This window comes from Carbonatibacter coralli (genome assembly GCF_039592655.1).
Taxonomy (GTDB): Bacteria; Pseudomonadota; Alphaproteobacteria; order Kiloniellales; family Kiloniellaceae; genus Carbonatibacter; species Carbonatibacter coralli.
In genome coordinates this window covers 70,455-85,340 of the sequence record NZ_JBBUTJ010000001.1, presented here as the reverse complement: position 1 = coordinate 85,340, position 14,886 = coordinate 70,455, and the positions used below count along the sequence as shown (strand labels likewise).

Sequence of the window (14,886 nt, the reverse complement as noted above, 5' to 3'; positions counted from 1 at the left end):
CTCGACTCCGGTGATCAGCCTCTATATGTTACCCCGACGATTCGCCACGGAAGTGGACCATAAAAACAACAGTAGACGTTTCGAAATCGGATAGACTTGATGAACTGGACAGAAGAGCGCATCGAGCTTCTCAAGAAGCTTTGGGCTGAAGGGCATTCAGCATCCCAGATTGGCAAGGAACTGGGTGTTTCCAAGAATGCTGTGGTCGGTAAGGCGCACCGTATGAAGCTTTCCGCACGCCCATCTCCGATCAAGCGTAAAAAGGCTGCAGAGGATACAGCGGCCTTGGCCACCAAGGACACAACAGCCGCGTCTGAAAAGCCTGCAGAGAAAAAAGCGGCTCCAAAGACTGTATCTGCGCCAAAGGCTGAAGCAAAGCCGGCAGCAGAAAAGGCAGCGGCTTCCAAGGCGAAAACAGCTCCTGCCAGAGCTGATGCCCCTGCTGCTGTGGATGCCAAGACAGCAGAGATGCAGAAAAAAGCTGCGGCTTTGAAGGCTGCTGCGATAGCTGCAAAGTCTCAGGCCGAGACATCTGCGGTGGCCGAGAAAAAAGCTGCGGCTACTGCAGGGCGTTCCGATGCCGCACGCAAGACTGACAGCAAGAAGGAAAATCAGGAAGCGATCGAAGCTGCTGACCGCCGTCTTTTCAGCGGTGCGACTGCTGCACCGCGCAAGAGCCGTGGTCCGAAGTGTCTGTGGCCGATTGGCGATCCCGGCGATCCTGACTTCCACTTCTGTGAAGCTCCTGCTGTTCACGGCAAGCCCTACTGTGCAGAACACTGTGCGCGTGCGTACATCACCAAGACCAAGGGTGAGGCGCCTGAGCCGGCCGAGCCCGAGCCCGAGACATCAGAGTCAAACAATGAGGAAGAAGCAGCATAAGAGTATTGGTGCTGTGCTATATTCCAGAAGGGGGACTGAGCAGATCAGGCCCCCTTTTTTGTGGTATAATATGTGACAGACCTTGATTTTGTCAGGCTTTTGCTACAGTTCAGTAACAGAGTTGTTTGTGATATGACGCTGGAAGAACAGGACAGGATAATGAAACGTGTCGTGAGAGGTTCCCGTATTGTGTTGGTTGCTCTTGCCTTGCTGGGGACAGGAATGTCGCAAGCTGTGGCTGATTCTCCTGCCGAGGAGTTTGAAAGGGATGCCGAGGAAGCGATCGGAAAGATGCAGGAGGGGCTGAGTGATGTTCAGAAATCCCTGGAAAATCTGATTGAGTCTCTTCCGCGTTATGGTTTGCCCCGTTTTGACGATGACGGGAATATTGTGATTGAGCGTCACGATCAGAAACCGCAACAGGACGAAAACGCCGGTCCGGATGAGGAAACTCCGGAGATTTGAAAGAAGGCAGTTTACGGTTCCCCTTTTCCTGAAATGAAAAAACTGCTTTAAGGCAAACAGAAATCACTGTTTGCCTTTTTGTTTATGAACCGCGTCGGGTGATCCTTATGTTTGACAGTCTTGGTGCTTTTGTTCCGAATGGAAATATGACCTTTGAAGGTGCCGGAGAAGGGCCGCTCAGGGGTTATGGCTTTGCCGTCAAGGACATCTTTGATCTCAAGGGCTATGTGACCGGATATGGAAACCCGGACTGGGCCAGTCGGCGGCGTCCTTCCAAAGAGCATGCGAGAGTGGTCGCCGATTTGCTGGCTGCAGGTGCAATGGTGGTCGGAAAAACGATAACAGACGAGTTTGCCTACAGTCTGAACGGGCAGAACCTTCATTATGGCACGCCTGCAAATCCCGAAGCGCCCGGCCGTATCCCTGGCGGTTCCTCCAGTGGCTCTGCATCGGCCGTTTCCGGCGGCCTTGTTGATTTTGCACTGGGATCTGACACCGGAGGGTCAATCCGGGTTCCGGGCAGCTATTGTGGCCTGTTCGGCATTCGTACAACGCATGACCGGATTTCCCGCGAAGGTGTACTCCCGCTTGCAGGCAGCTTTGACACCGTCGGATGGTTTGCACGTGATGCCTGGATGCTGGAGCTGGTTGGGCGTGTTCTGTCCGGTCTGGATGCCGGTCAGCAGGTTGAGGCTGCGCCATCACAGCTCCTTGTTGCCGAGGATGCCTTTGAACTTCTTGATGAAAATGTGCGTCGGGCCTTTGCTCCGCATCTTGAACGTCTGGAGCAGCGACTGGGCAGGGCCGTTCGCGTCAGACTGGCTGACGGGTTACAGGATCTGGCCGAAGGGGCTGATCTTTTCCGGACTGTCCAGGCCTATGAAATCTGGCAGGCCTATGGCGACTGGATGAGCCGTGTAAAACCGAAAATTGCCGAGGACATCCAGCAGCGTCTGGACTGGGCAAGCTCTGTGACACAAACACAGATGGAAGAGGCCCAGGCCAAAAGAGAGCACTACGCCCGGGGATTGCGCCTGAAACTGGGGGGAGGTGCTGTGCTCGCCCTGCCGTCAGCGCCGGGGATTGCCCCCATGATGAATGCGAAGGCAGAGGATCTCGCCCAATACAGGATGGACCTTCTTGCCCTGACATCGCCTGCCGGTCTGACCGGTTTGCCACAGGTGACAATGCCTCTGGCCTCTTTTCAGGGGTGCCCGCTGGGGCTGTCCCTGATGGGCGGGGCAGACAGCGATGAAAAGCTGATGGCCTTTGTCAGAAGCTTTGCAGGCGGAGAGGACAGTGCCGGTGAAGCTGCGCCCCTGATGCCTTTTTAGGAGGCGCGCTGTTACTGGAAAGCCGGGAGGTTTTGCCTGAACGGCTCTTCCTCTTTCTGCTTCCAAAACAAAAGGCCTGTCCGGAGGATCAGGCCTGTGTGGGTATTGTCAGCAGTCCGGCTGGTCTACATTTCCGCAACCAGCGGCGCAACAATCTGGATGTCACTGCTGTCGTGATAGACCGTAATGCCGTTTGCAAAGTGGCTGAAGGTCAGGCCGGAAACATTCTCGCCTGTCATGGTGATATGGTCATGCTCGACAACACCGCTGTTGACAACAGGACTGTCAGACTGAATTGAAACGGGATCATCGCTGGCAAAGAGAACCACTTCCCCTGCCTCATCAGGCAGCAGATCAGCGAGTTCCAGCGTAATCAGATCGTCGTTTGTGTCCATCATGTTTTCTATAGTAATCGGTTCTTAACGATTTGCAAGCCTCTAAAGACTTCTAATCACACCTTTAAATGCTTTTTTGACATATTTTGCAAGGATCATCTTTAACCATTATTGATTTTTTATAATCAAAAGCTGCCTTCCGGGAGTTAATCCGTGCAGACATCAGGGGTTTCTTGATGTTTTTGACGAAGATTGGTCGCTCCCGGTCTTTTATTTTTCGCGAAAATCAGTAGTCTGTCACCGTCCTGTACAGGAAATAATTTCTCTTCTTTGCGTGTGAGGATTCCAGCAGGGTTTCCTGTCCGGTCGATGATCTGTTGAAGAGGGGCCCTGTTCAGGGGTAGAAGGACCCGCAAAAGGGACTTGAGACGAGTTGAGGATGGAGTAGGCAGATGGCAACTGGTGGAGATATAAAAGACATGAAAGCTCAAAAGCAGACTGAAAAAGCGACAGAAGCAAACACCACCAGCGCGACCCGGATGGCGACGGCAACCAATCCGGCTACAATGGGGGCCCTGCCGGTTCTGAACAGCACACTTGTCGGAAGTGACAGATATGCCCGGGCCAGAGAGTTGCGCGATGAAATGGCAGAGCGCCTGATTGATCTGCGCCAGAACATGCAGGAACGTCCGCTTTCCAACCCGGTTATGGAAATGGCTCATGATATTTCCGAACGCCTGCATGATGGCGATCTGAGTGCGGAGCTTCTGGAGCAGCTGGTTCAGGTTGTTTCCGTCGAGGCCATTGCCGATCGTGCCGAGCGCACCATGAACTATCTGGGGGTGCGTGAAGAAGCGGACAACCGCAAGGCCCTGACAGAGCTGCTTGAAACTTTCGCTGTTGCGGAAGATGGAAAGTCCGTTCGCCCCTTTGAAGATTTTGCCAGAAAACTGGAGCGTGCGGCGCAGGGAATTGTTGTCACTGCGCACCCGACTTTCGGGCTGTCTGAAAAACTTTATCAGGCCATGGCGCAGCTGGCTTCCAACCAGACACTGGACGGAGAGGTTCTCGAACAGGCGAAGGCCGAGGAACTGTCCCGTTTCATTCTGGAAAGTGAACACAAGCCGGATGCTTCCATCACCTTGCTGGATGAACATGCCCAGGCCCAGAAAGCCCTTGTCTCCCTGCAGAATTCGTTGCGTGTTGTCTATGATGTTGCTTTGGGAGTGGCCGCAAAACACTACCCTGACCAGTGGACCCGGTTGACACCGCGTTTGCTGACCCTTGCCAGCTGGGTCGGATACGATCTGGATGGCCGGACGGATATCACCTGGGCCAACACGCTTCACACACGATTGAAAGTCCAGGTGGCCCAGTTGAAGGCCTACATTGACCGTGTCGGAGGTTTCCAGTCCGTCCTGTCCGGCGATCAGCAGGAACTCAAGGACCTGTTGGCCCTCTTGCGCAGCCGTCTGGTTCTGGCCCTGCGGGTGGCCGAGCGTGAATGTGACTGTTTCGGAGGAGCCTGCTCGAGCAGCGAGGAACTGCGTGAAACCTCCAGGCGGATCGTCGAGGACGAGAACGAACGACTGGTGGACACCTCGGAGATCCTCCAGCAACTGGATCGCGCTGTGGCTCTGGCCCGGAAAGACGATCTGGTGCGTCAGCTTCTGGTCTTCAAGGCAGAGATTGCCAACTACGGTCTGGCTGTCTCGCACATGCACATGAGGCTGAATGCGGCCCAGCTGCACAATGCCATCCGCAAGACGATCGGCATGGAAGGAGATCCGGATGATACCGGTCGCAGCCGGACCAACGTCACCCGCCTGAACGAGCTGCTTTCCACTGTCAAGCCGGTCCGGATCAATTTCGGTGATCTCGCTGCTGAAAACACCTCTGCCAAGCGCACGTTCATGTTGCTGGCGCAGATGATCAAGTATGTGGATTCAACACAGCCGATCCGCTTCCTTATCGCTGAGTGTGAAACACCCTTCACGCTGCTGAGCGCGCTTTATTACGCCAGACTGTTCGGTATCGAGGATCTTCTGGATATTTCCCCGCTCTTCGAGACAGGCCTGGCCTTGCAGCGCGGGGCAGGGATTATCGGGGACCTGCTGAAGAACGAGCATTATCGTGCCTATGTTCAAAAGCGCGGACGCCTGTGTATCCAGACCGGTTTTTCTGATGCCGGGCGTTATCTGGGGCAGGTTGCGGCCTCTCTGGCGATTGAGCGTCTGCACATCAAGCTGGCCAAGCTGGTTCATGATGAAGGACTTGAAGGGGTCGAGGTGGTGATCTTTGACACCCATGGTGAGTCCATGGGCCGTGGAGCGCACCCGCGCTCTCTGGAAGATCGTCTGAAATATCTCTCCTCTCCGCAGGCGCGCAGCCACTATGAAGAGCTGTCTGTTCCGCTGAAACACGAGATCAGTTTCCAGGGCGGTGACGGCTATTTGATGTTCCAGACGCCGAAGATGGCGCTGACAACTGTGACCCGTCTGCTGTGTTATGCCTATGGCAGGCAGGAAAAGCCGAATGATCCTTTTTACGAGGACACCAGCTATTCGCTTGATTTCTTCCTGACGCTCAAGGGCTTCCATGAAAATGCCATGGAAAACCGCGATTACGCTGCCCTTCTGAGCACGTTCGGAACCAATCTGCTCTATCAAACCGGTTCCAGAAAGAGCAAGCGCCAGCATGAGCGTCAGCACGGTGTTGATGTTGCTCACCCGTCACAGATCCGCGCAATCCCGCACAATGCCATCCTGCAGCAGCTTGGTTACATGGCGAACACGGCCAGCGGCTTTGGTTCGGCTGTATCACGCGATCTGGATCGCTTTATCTCCCTTTACCGTTCTTCGGATCGCGTCCGTCGCCTGATGGACATGGTGTCCTTTGCCAAGGGCTTTAGCAGCCTGAACACGCCGGATGCCTATGCTGCCCTTTTCGATCCGCGTCACTGGCTCATGAAGGCCTATGCCGTAAAGGGAACGGAGCGTGGTGATGAGTTCCTGCGCCTGTCGACCCATGTTGCAGAGCTGGAAAACTACGAAGGCATCAAGCGCATGCTGCGCATCTTCCGTGAGGATGCAATCAGGCTGCACCAGGTTCTGGATGGTCTGGAGGCCGATGGTCAGGAGGCGCACTTCCCGTTCCATGCCCGTCGCCGGATCAACCTTCTGATTCTGCACGTTGTCCGTATTTGCCTGATGCAGCAGATGTTCCTGTCTTCCATGCGCATTCCGCAGTTTGCCGTGAACAACGACTTTACCAAGGAAGATGTGGTGAAGGATATTCTGGCGCTGGAAATTCCGGCGGCACTCGAAGAGCTGCGCACAACCTTCCCGATCCTGGATGATGTCCAGCTTGATCAGGGAGACTACGGTGAGCCAAGCGATTACCACGATGAGAGCAACCGGGATTACCGGATTGAGCATGAACGCATCTTTGCGCCTCTGGAGGAGCAGTATGAACTGTGCCGCCGGATCACGGTCGGCATTTCAAACTGTATCGGTGCGCACGGTTAAAGGTGATGCCTTTTTACTGAGGCCGATACTTTTTTGCCAAGAAAAGAAAACAGGGGTGTGGACAGAAATCCGCACCTCTGTTTTCTTTACAGGGAGGGCAGGAATGGGGGGGTTGAATGAGCACGGAATATCATGATGTTTTGAAGTTCTGGTTTGAACAGAACAAGCCGGAACAGTGGTTCATGAAAAGTGACAGCTTTGATGAGGCTGTTCGCACGAACCTTGGTGAACGGCATGAACAGGCTGTCACAGGCGCGCTTGACCACTGGATGGAAAGCCCTGATGGCTGTCTGGCGCTGATCATTTTGCTGGATCAGGTTCCTCGCAATATTTTCAGGGGATCTCCGCGCTCTTTTGCCTCTGACGAGAAGGCCAGAAAGATCTGTTATCATATGCTTGAAAAAGGGTTCGATGCTGAGTTTGAGGGCGACAGGCTGGCCTTTTGCTACATTCCCCTGGAACACAGTGAAAGCCTGGCAGATCAGGAAAGGTCTGTGGAGCTTTTTGAAGCCTTGCGGGCGTTTCAGGAGAGCTATTATGACTATGCTGTCCAGCACAGGGTTATCATTGAACGCTTTGGTCGTTTCCCTCACAGGAATGCTGTGCTCGGGCGTTCATCAACGGATGAGGAGCAGGCCTTTCTCAAGCAGCCGGGTTCCTCTTTCTAGGACAAGATCATGAGTATCCTGAAAATTGCCAGAATGGGGCATCCTGTTCTCAATCAGACAGCGCAGAGGGTCTCTCATCCGTCTGATCCTGCCGTTCAGCGTCTGATTGCGGACATGATCGAAACAATGGAGGATGCCGGTGGAACGGGGCTGGCGGCTCCACAGGTGCATGAAGGACTCCGTATTATGGTGTTCTTTGTATCCGGTCGTCGCGCGGGTGCGGAGGCAAAGCGTCTGGGGTATGATCAGGATGACCTGCCTGCAACAGCAGCCGTTCCCCTGACAGTTCTGATCAATCCGGAGTTTGAAATACTGGATGGTCATCTGGAAGAGGGGTGGGAAGGCTGCCTGTCGATCCCCGAGCTTATGGGGCAGGTCCCGCGTCCGGCGAGAATTCGCTACCGGGGTATAACGGCCGAGGGAGAGGAACTGGTTCGCGAGGCTGCCGGTTTCCACGCCCGGGTTTTCCTCCACGAGTATGATCATCTGGACGGTATCCTTTACCCTGAACGGATGACAGACTTGAAAAAACTGATCTTTTCCTCGGAAATAGCGTATTATCAAGAGAACGTGTAAGACACTCCACAGGAGGCTGAAACGATGAGCGAAACAGAAGAAATGTCCCGGGATGAGACGGTGAAAGCTGTTCTGGATTCAGTCCTGTCCCTTGTTCCCTTCGAAGGCTGGAGCGAGCGGGCACTGATTGAAGCCGCTGAAGAGAATGATCTTTCGCGTCAGCAGGTTCTGGCACTGTTCCCGCGTGGTATTCAGGATGTCGTCCGGGTTCTCAATCAGCGTTTTGATGATGAAATGCTGGCGGCCTGTCCTGCTGAAGAGCTGGAAGACATGAAGGTCAGAGAGCGCATTGCCACTCTGGTTCGCACGCGTCTGATGGTGATGGAACCCCACAGGGATGCGCTGAAACAGGGCTTGTCCTACTTTGCCTTGCCGGGCAATGTGACAGAGGGCTTTCATACGCTGTACGATACGCTTGACCGTATCTGGGTTGCGGCGGGTGATCGCTCCAATGATTACAATTTCTACAGCAAGCGCATGCTTTTGGCCGGGGTCTACAGCTCGACACTGCTGTACTGGCTGGAAGACGGTTCCGAAGGATATGAAAAGAGCTGGGCCTTTCTTGATCGCAGGATTGCGAACGTTCTCAGGGTTGGCGGCTCTTTGGGCAAGGGCGTGAAATGCCTGAACGAGTTTTCGAAAGGCCTGAAAGTCTTTTCTCCCTTCCAGTTTGTTATGCCCAGACGCTGAAACTTTCTTGAAGACTGACGAACGAAAAGGCCGGAGGGATCAGCTCCGGCCTTTTTGCCAACTTTTTATTGATCTTCGGGAGAGTGTCAGCCTTCTCCGCGCGGGATGATGCGGTTGACGTGACCCATTTTGCGTCCGGGTTTTGCTTCTGCTTTCCCGTAGAGGTGCAGCTTGTTGTTCGGATCGGACAAAATGGCGTGCCAGTCGTCGACATCGTGTCCCAGCAGGTTGGTCATCACGACATCGCTGTGGCGCTCGACAGAGCCGAGGGGAACGCCTGCAACGGCGCGCATGAACTGTTCAAACTGTGATGTGACACAGCCGTCCATGGTCCAGTGACCGGAGTTGTGCGGACGCGGGGCCATTTCATTGACGAGGATTTCATCGTCTGTTGTCACGAACATCTCGATAGCCAGCATGCCCATCAGTTCCAGCTTGTCTGCCATCCGGCGTGCAATGGCTTCTGCACGTTCCAGCAGCTTGTCAGAGATGCGTGCCGGCACGATGGTGCGATCCAGAATATGGTTTTTGTGCTGGTTCTCGACAGGAATATAGGTCTGACAGGCCCCGTTGAGGCTGCGCGCAACAATCACGGAAATTTCCATGCGGAAATCCACCACGGCTTCAACGATGGTTTGGATGCCTTCCTTGCCGCCAGTGACCTTTTCCCAGACCTCTGTGAGGTCGCTGTCCTGACGGATAAAGCTCTGTCCCTTGCCGTCATAGCCCATTTCTGTTGTTTTCAGAACGCAGGGGCGGCCCATGTCGCGCACAACGCGTTCCAGACTTTCAAAGCTGTTCACTTCCGCATAGCGGGTTGTGGGAATGTCGATGGAGTTGCAGAAGTCTTTCTCGCGCAGGCGGTTCTGACAGATGTGCAGGACATTTGGCCCCGGATGAACAGCCTTGCGTTCCAGCAGAAAGGCCGCTGTTTCTGAGGGAACATTTTCGAATTCATAAGTGACAACATCGACAGCACCGGCAAAGGCTGCCAGGGCATCCCAGTCGTCATAGGCTGCAACTGTGTTGTCCCGGGCCACTTCTGCTGCCGGACTGTTCTGTTCCGGGCAGAAAACATGACAGTGATATCCCATGGCAGCCGCCGCCTGGGCAGCCATGCGCCCCAGTTGCCCTCCACCCAGCATGCCGATTACGGAACCGGGGGGCAGGGGAGCTGTCAGGGAAACGGTCGGACGCGAGTTGCTCATTGTTTGCAATCCTCAAGGAAAGGGCTGGCTTGGAGTGATACGGGAAAAGCTTACCCGAGGTTCTCTTGATCAACGGGTTCCAGGGCGATTGATGCTGTCTGGGCTGCCCGGAAATCGTCCAGAGCCTTTGCTACAGCAGGGTCCTGCAGGGCGACAACCGAGGCGGCAAGCAGGCCTGCATTGATGGCACCGGCTTTGCCGATTGCCAGCGTTCCAACGGGAATGCCACCCGGCATTTGTACGATGGACAGCAGGGAATCCTCACCCTTGAGCGTGCGGCTTTCGACCGGAACGCCAAAGACCGGAAGTGTCGTGTAGGAAGCGGTCATGCCCGGCAGATGGGCGGCTCCACCGGCACCTGCGATGATCACCTGGAGACCACGGCCCCGTGCTGCCTTTGCGTATTCTGCCATGCGATCCGGAGTGCGGTGCGCGGAAATAATCCTTGCTTCGTAAGCCACGCCCAGCTTCTCCAGTGATTCTGCTGCGTGTTTCATGGTTGGCCAGTCGGACTGGCTGCCCATGATGATGCCGACAAGTGGTTGAGCAGAGGAAGCAGAATTGTCTGTCATGCGAATAATCCCGACGAGGTTTCGTTTCCGGACGGCCGGAGAAAACTGTTTGATTGTGTCCGCTTTTATTAGGTTCTTTTGTCCTGTTTCGCAAGCAAAAGCGAGGGTTTTAACAGCTAAAATCACCCTCTGTCAGAATTTGCTTTGCGCCCTGTTCTAACGGCCTTGTGATGGAAGATGAGTTCTGGAAACATATATATGTAGGTAATTTCAGGCAATAGTATCTATTTGCTTTTGAAGAACCGGGCTGTTCTGCTTGCAGATGGTTTCAAAAAATACTGCATGTAACGGGTGAGCGCGTTATAAGACCTTTAACCAAAACCGTTTAAATTCATGGCAATGGCCAGCGATAAACGGCAAGGCATGATGAGTTTGGAGCACGTTTTTTTATGAGAATTCCCACGAAGCCACCTTCGACCAGTGCTGCGAAGCCCGTTGGCGGAACTCGCAAGGCTGGGGGTGTTGATGCCACGCAAGCCAGCGGGGCGGTGGGAAATGTTGCCTCCTCTTCCGGTGTGGGCAGTCCGCTTGATGTCGCAGAGATCATGGGACTGAGCCCTGCGGATCTCTCGCCGAAGGTTCAGGCTGCCATGCAGCGTCTTTTTGCAGAGGTTGCAGAAATGCGTGAAGAGTTGCAGGTTGCCAGAAAGCGGATCAAGTATCTCGAAAACCTTGCCGACACAGATGTGCTGACGCCTGTGCTCAACCGCCGGGCCTTCGTCCGGGAGCTTGGACAGGCAATGGCCTACAGTGAACGCTATGATGTGCCGGGCGCCATTCTCTTCATCGATGTCAACGGCATGAAGTACATCAATGACAGTTACGGGCATGATGCGGGGGATCTTGTGATCCAGCATGTGGCGGAGCTTCTGATGAACAACATCCGTTCCACAGACTATGTCGGGCGACTGGGCGGGGATGAATTTGGCATTATCCTGTTGCAGGCCAACTCGGAAGTTGCAGCCAGAAAGGCGGCAGAACTGACAGAGCTTGTTGAAACGACGCCGCTTCTCTATCAGGAGGCAGAGCTGCAGGTTCATGTGGCAATCGGAATTCAGATTTTCTCGGGCGTTGATGCCGATGCTGCTCTGCGGGCGGCCGATCAGGCCATGTACCAGCAGAAAAAGGCTCAAAAGGCGACTCGGGAAGACATGGAAAAAGCCAGAGACAAGGGCGGAGATACTGCCGAATAGCTTCTCTGCCTTTGCTGTCAGTCCTTAAAATGAAGGCCTTCGCTCAGGAGCGTCTCTGATCTGTTGAAACGGGGATTGGAGCCAGCCGCATCGAAGAGAGCCCGAAAACCGGACTCTTTGTTCCGTCCTTGTGGTCATCGTCATCATCGTCATATGGCATGGTCATAATGGCGATCCCCATTGCAATGCTGGAAAAGGTCAGGGCAATCGAGAAGAAGAGCAGCAGCACCGGAAGAACCGGATTGCTGTCACCTGAAACGAGCGTCCACAGGCCAAGGGTATCCGTGTAAAGAAGGATGGCGACCAGAAATGCAGCGGCCATGCTACCGATGCAGATGTTCGTGATCAGAATTCTGAAGAGCGGGTAGCGTCGAAAAAACGAGCGTGAGCGCGGATTGTAAGGGGGCAGTGCAGTCATGGTCTTATTCTGCCAATCTGGTTGCGATACTCTCGCCGTTTTGAAGCGGAGCGCTGAGGAACAGCCGGTTCTTTTACATATTGCTCTTTGTACTCGAATTTAAAGCAACAGGATTAATTTTTTCCTGTCGGCTTGTCGTTTTGTCTCAGGCGATAATGTCCGGCAGCAGCATGCTTTCCAGATGGGCAATCTGATCCTTGAGAAGGAGCTTTTTCTTTTTCAGGCGAACAACCTGGAGATTGTCAAAAGGCACGTCCTGTTGCAGGCGATCAATCGCAGCATCCAGATCGCGGTGTTCCTGTTTCAGGGTCTCTAGCTGATTACGAAGTTCGCTGCTGTTCACTGCATCCATTTCCAGACAAAATCCAATTATTTTTCCTGTTCCGATTTGTTCCACCGGACGGTAATTTTTATGTCAGGGGACTTGTTCCTGACCATCGAACATTATACTCCTTCTTGAGAGAGTTTGATACCCAATAAGAAGCCGTTAAGGCTTTTTCATCTTTTGAATGCAAGACTTAATCATGCCAGGCAGCAATTCAACCTTGGAGTGGACTGGAATATGACGGCCATCACGTCCAGTGGTGTAAAAAAAATAGGCGTTTTGACATCCGGAGGAGACTGCGCAGGTCTCAATGCGATCTTGAGATCTGTCACTCACAGGGCAACGCTGACCTATGGCATGGAGGTGCTTGGCATTCGGAACGGCTCGGCGGGACTGCTGGAAGATGTGCCCAATGTCATGCCGCTGACGGAAGATCTTTTTAACGGGGACATCCTGCGCAGGGGCGGAACCATCCTCGGGACAAACAACAAGGGGGATCCCTTTCATTTTCCCACGGGTGATGGAAGCTTCAGGGATCGTTCCGGCGATATCGTCGATGCCTGTCACGACCTGGGGCTTGAGGCGCTGATCGGTATCGGTGGTGATGGCAGCATGGACATTCTCAGGCGCCTGACCCGTCAGGGGGGTGTTCCCTTTGTCGGCATTCCCAAAACCATCGACAATGATCTGGGCTGTACAGAAGTTGCTGTCGGATATTCGACGGCTGTGGATGTGGCCACACAGGCCCTGGACCAGTTGCAGCCGACTGCTGCCAGTCATTCACGCGTGATGGTGCTGGAGGTCATGGGGCGTGATGCCGGGCATATTGCCCTGAACGCCGGCGTGGCCGGAGGGGCGGATGTTATCCTGATCCCGGAAGTGTCCTATAGTCTGAAATCCATTGAGAGCAAGCTCCAGCGCGTCTTTGACAGCGGCCGCAACTTTGCACTGGTTGTCGTGGCCGAAGCCGTCAAGGATGAAGAGGGCAACAAGGTGACGGCACTTCAGAGCCAGGGTGTCGAGACCTATGGCGGTGTTGGGCACTATATCGGGCGTCGCATTGCCGAGGAAACGGGTGCGGAAACCCGTGTGACTGTTCTGGGGCATTTGCTGCGCGGCGGTGTGCCGTCCCCGACAGATCGTCTGATGGGAACAATTTTTGGTGTTCATGCTGTTGATCTGGTTGCAAGGGGGGAATTTGACCGTATGGTGGCCTGGACGGGTCGCAAGTGTGTGGATATTCCCCTGGCTGATGCCATAGCAGGTTACCGCGCTGTGGACCCTGATTCATCTGTAATGCAGGCAGCACGAGGGATTGGAATCTGTTTTGGCGATGATTGATGCCCTGCCGGACAATCTGGCTCAATCTGACAATCCCTTCTGGCAGTTCTCCCTCTCTGTCTATGGCAGCGAAGGGGTGGCGCCTGCCTGCCTTGCCCTGCAGGACAAGCATGGTCTTGACGTCAATATGCTTCTCTTCGCCTGCTGGGCCGGTTTCTGCGGGCACCGCTTCAGCGAGGATGAACTGGTCCGGGTTTGCAGGGAGGCAAAGGCCTGGAAGGAAGCTGTGGTCCAGCCCCTGCGCTCGGTGCGGCGCTGGATCAAGGCGCAGGACCCGGAAGCCCTGCCAAAGGGGGCCATGGCGCTGCGGGATGACATCAAGTTACAGGAACTGCACGCCGAGGCCCTTCAGCAACATTACCTGCACGCCCTGATGCCTCTGATGCCGCCGGAGCCGGAGTGTGAAGAGAGCGTTGAAGTTGCAACGCCGATAAAGGCCAGTCCCCTGCAGCCGCTGGGTGATCTCTTTTCCCGTCTCTGGGAGCGGCCCAAAACCCTTGAGGCGAAGAAATCCAGTGCGGCCTTCGCGTCTGCAAACATGCTGGATTATCTGAGGGCAGAAGGTGTTGTCGGGCTGGACACCACGGATGCAGCAGATCTGGCGGCAATCTTGCGCGGTGGCTTTCCTGAAGTGCCGCCTCTGGAAGCTGTCTGGCTCTTTGAATAGCCCTTGCGACGATTTTGTTCGCTTGCTTTGTGCTGGATGTTCAGTCCTGTGGACGTTGCTTGCCGTCCTGATCCCAGCGTTTGATATTGCTTTCCAGATCGAAAAGATCCAGCACTCTGCCGATGGAGTGATTCACAATGTCTTCAAGGCTTTCCGGCTGGGCGTAGAACGCAGGAACCGGGGGCGCAATGATGGCTCCCATTTCCGACAGCTGGAGCATGGTTCTCAGATGTCCGCTGTGCAGGGGGGTCTCCCGGACCATCAAAACCAGTTTGCGCTGTTCCTTGAGGACGACATCGGCAGCCCGGGACATCAGGCTGGATGTGACGCCGGTCGCAATCTCTGACATGGTTCGTATGGAACAGGGGGCGACAATCATCCCCATCGTCTTGTAGGAACCGCTGGAAATCGAGGCGGCAATATCGGTGTGATTGTGCACGACATCGGCGAGCGACTGAACGTCGCGGACCTTCATCCGGCTTTCGTAGGCCAGCGTGATTTCAGCGGATTTGCTCATGATCAAATGGCTTTCAATGTCCATTTTTTTCAATTGCTTAAGAAGAGTAATGCTATAGGTAATGCCACTTGCGCCCGAGATGCCGACGATCATGCGTTTGGTTTTCATGGAAATTTTCTTTCAATATAAATCAGTGGCTTGGAATTTTCTTCAGCCGCGCTTCTTGGC

Annotated in this window: 16 protein-coding genes; 10 read left to right on the top strand and 6 right to left on the bottom strand. The window is 54.4% G+C overall.

What is annotated here, in order from left to right:
- The first annotated feature begins 99 nt into the window (after nucleotides 1-99).
- From AAAH10_RS00295 to AAAH10_RS00285, 3 genes are all read left to right on the top strand, one after another.
- Nucleotides 100-882: a GcrA family cell cycle regulator gene (locus AAAH10_RS00295; RefSeq protein WP_343559300.1), complete on the top strand. Its 783-nt coding sequence runs from the start codon at nucleotides 100-102 to the stop codon at nucleotides 880-882.
- A gap of 159 nt (nucleotides 883-1,041) precedes the next feature.
- Nucleotides 1,042-1,347 carry a hypothetical protein gene (locus AAAH10_RS00290; RefSeq protein ID WP_343559299.1) on the top strand — a complete coding sequence of 102 codons (306 nt, stop codon included), beginning with the start codon at nucleotides 1,042-1,044 and terminating at the stop codon, nucleotides 1,345-1,347.
- Between the two features lie 107 nt (nucleotides 1,348-1,454).
- Nucleotides 1,455-2,681, top strand: a complete 1,227-nt coding sequence (locus AAAH10_RS00285; protein ID WP_343559298.1) for an amidase — start codon at nucleotides 1,455-1,457, stop codon at nucleotides 2,679-2,681.
- A 125-nt stretch (nucleotides 2,682-2,806) separates the two neighbouring features.
- Here AAAH10_RS00285 and AAAH10_RS00280 read toward each other — a convergent pair whose 3' ends face one another.
- On the bottom strand, nucleotides 2,807-3,076 hold the full coding sequence (locus tag AAAH10_RS00280; protein ID WP_343559295.1) for a hypothetical protein: 270 nt from the start codon (nucleotides 3,074-3,076) through the stop codon (nucleotides 2,807-2,809).
- 419 nt (nucleotides 3,077-3,495) lie between these two features.
- Here AAAH10_RS00280 and AAAH10_RS00275 point away from each other — a divergent pair, with 419 nt between their 5' ends.
- The 4 genes from AAAH10_RS00275 (at nucleotide 3,496) to AAAH10_RS00260 (ending at nucleotide 8,477) form a co-directional block, all read left to right on the top strand.
- On the top strand, nucleotides 3,496-6,543 hold the full coding sequence (locus tag AAAH10_RS00275; RefSeq protein ID WP_343559292.1) for a phosphoenolpyruvate carboxylase: 3,048 nt from the start codon (nucleotides 3,496-3,498) through the stop codon (nucleotides 6,541-6,543).
- Between the two features lie 116 nt (nucleotides 6,544-6,659).
- Nucleotides 6,660-7,211 (top strand): DUF924 family protein, encoded by a 552-nt coding sequence (locus AAAH10_RS00270; protein ID WP_343559290.1) that lies wholly within the window; start codon nucleotides 6,660-6,662, stop codon nucleotides 7,209-7,211.
- Nucleotides 7,212-7,220: 9 nt separating this feature from the next.
- Nucleotides 7,221-7,787: a peptide deformylase gene (locus AAAH10_RS00265; protein WP_343559289.1), complete on the top strand. Its 567-nt coding sequence runs from the start codon at nucleotides 7,221-7,223 to the stop codon at nucleotides 7,785-7,787.
- 24 nt (nucleotides 7,788-7,811) lie between these two features.
- Nucleotides 7,812-8,477, top strand: coding sequence for a COQ9 family protein (locus AAAH10_RS00260; RefSeq protein WP_343559286.1), 666 nt, complete (start codon nucleotides 7,812-7,814; stop codon nucleotides 8,475-8,477).
- An 86-nt stretch (nucleotides 8,478-8,563) separates the two neighbouring features.
- On the opposite strand, the gene AAAH10_RS00255 is transcribed toward AAAH10_RS00260, so the two are convergent.
- Nucleotides 8,564-9,685 carry a 5-(carboxyamino)imidazole ribonucleotide synthase gene (locus AAAH10_RS00255; protein WP_343559284.1) on the bottom strand — a complete coding sequence of 374 codons (1,122 nt, stop codon included), beginning with the start codon at nucleotides 9,683-9,685 and terminating at the stop codon, nucleotides 8,564-8,566.
- A 50-nt stretch (nucleotides 9,686-9,735) separates the two neighbouring features.
- Nucleotides 9,736-10,257 carry a 5-(carboxyamino)imidazole ribonucleotide mutase gene (gene purE / locus AAAH10_RS00250; RefSeq protein ID WP_343559282.1) on the bottom strand — a complete coding sequence of 174 codons (522 nt, stop codon included), beginning with the start codon at nucleotides 10,255-10,257 and terminating at the stop codon, nucleotides 9,736-9,738.
- 389 nt (nucleotides 10,258-10,646) lie between these two features.
- On the opposite strand from purE, the gene AAAH10_RS00245 reads away from it, so the two are divergent.
- Nucleotides 10,647-11,450 carry a GGDEF domain-containing protein gene (locus tag AAAH10_RS00245; RefSeq protein WP_343559280.1) on the top strand — a complete coding sequence of 268 codons (804 nt, stop codon included), beginning with the start codon at nucleotides 10,647-10,649 and terminating at the stop codon, nucleotides 11,448-11,450.
- Between the two features lie 43 nt (nucleotides 11,451-11,493).
- On the opposite strand, the gene AAAH10_RS00240 is transcribed toward AAAH10_RS00245, so the two are convergent.
- Both AAAH10_RS00240 and AAAH10_RS00235 read right to left on the bottom strand, forming a co-directional pair.
- Entirely contained in the window at nucleotides 11,494-11,868 is a 375-nt protein-coding gene (locus AAAH10_RS00240; protein WP_343559279.1) for a hypothetical protein, read from the bottom strand.
- A 145-nt stretch (nucleotides 11,869-12,013) separates the two neighbouring features.
- Nucleotides 12,014-12,220, bottom strand: a complete 207-nt coding sequence (locus AAAH10_RS00235; protein WP_343559277.1) for a YdcH family protein — start codon at nucleotides 12,218-12,220, stop codon at nucleotides 12,014-12,016.
- A 210-nt stretch (nucleotides 12,221-12,430) separates the two neighbouring features.
- Between AAAH10_RS00235 and AAAH10_RS00230 the strand changes: the two genes are divergently transcribed.
- Together AAAH10_RS00230 and AAAH10_RS00225 are read left to right on the top strand one after the other, a co-directional pair.
- The gene (locus AAAH10_RS00230; RefSeq protein ID WP_343559275.1) at nucleotides 12,431-13,534 is read left to right on the top strand and encodes an ATP-dependent 6-phosphofructokinase; all 1,104 of its coding nucleotides are present in this window, start codon (nucleotides 12,431-12,433) and stop codon (nucleotides 13,532-13,534) included.
- Complete coding sequence (locus AAAH10_RS00225; RefSeq protein ID WP_343559273.1) at nucleotides 13,509-14,201, top strand: TIGR02444 family protein; 693 nt, start codon at nucleotides 13,509-13,511, stop codon at nucleotides 14,199-14,201. The genes AAAH10_RS00230 and AAAH10_RS00225 overlap by 26 nt, the downstream gene beginning before the upstream one ends.
- A 40-nt stretch (nucleotides 14,202-14,241) precedes the next feature.
- On the opposite strand, the gene AAAH10_RS00220 is transcribed toward AAAH10_RS00225, so the two are convergent.
- Entirely contained in the window at nucleotides 14,242-14,826 is a 585-nt protein-coding gene (locus AAAH10_RS00220) for a UbiX family flavin prenyltransferase (RefSeq protein WP_343559272.1), read from the bottom strand.
- Nucleotides 14,827-14,886 lie beyond the last annotated feature (60 nt).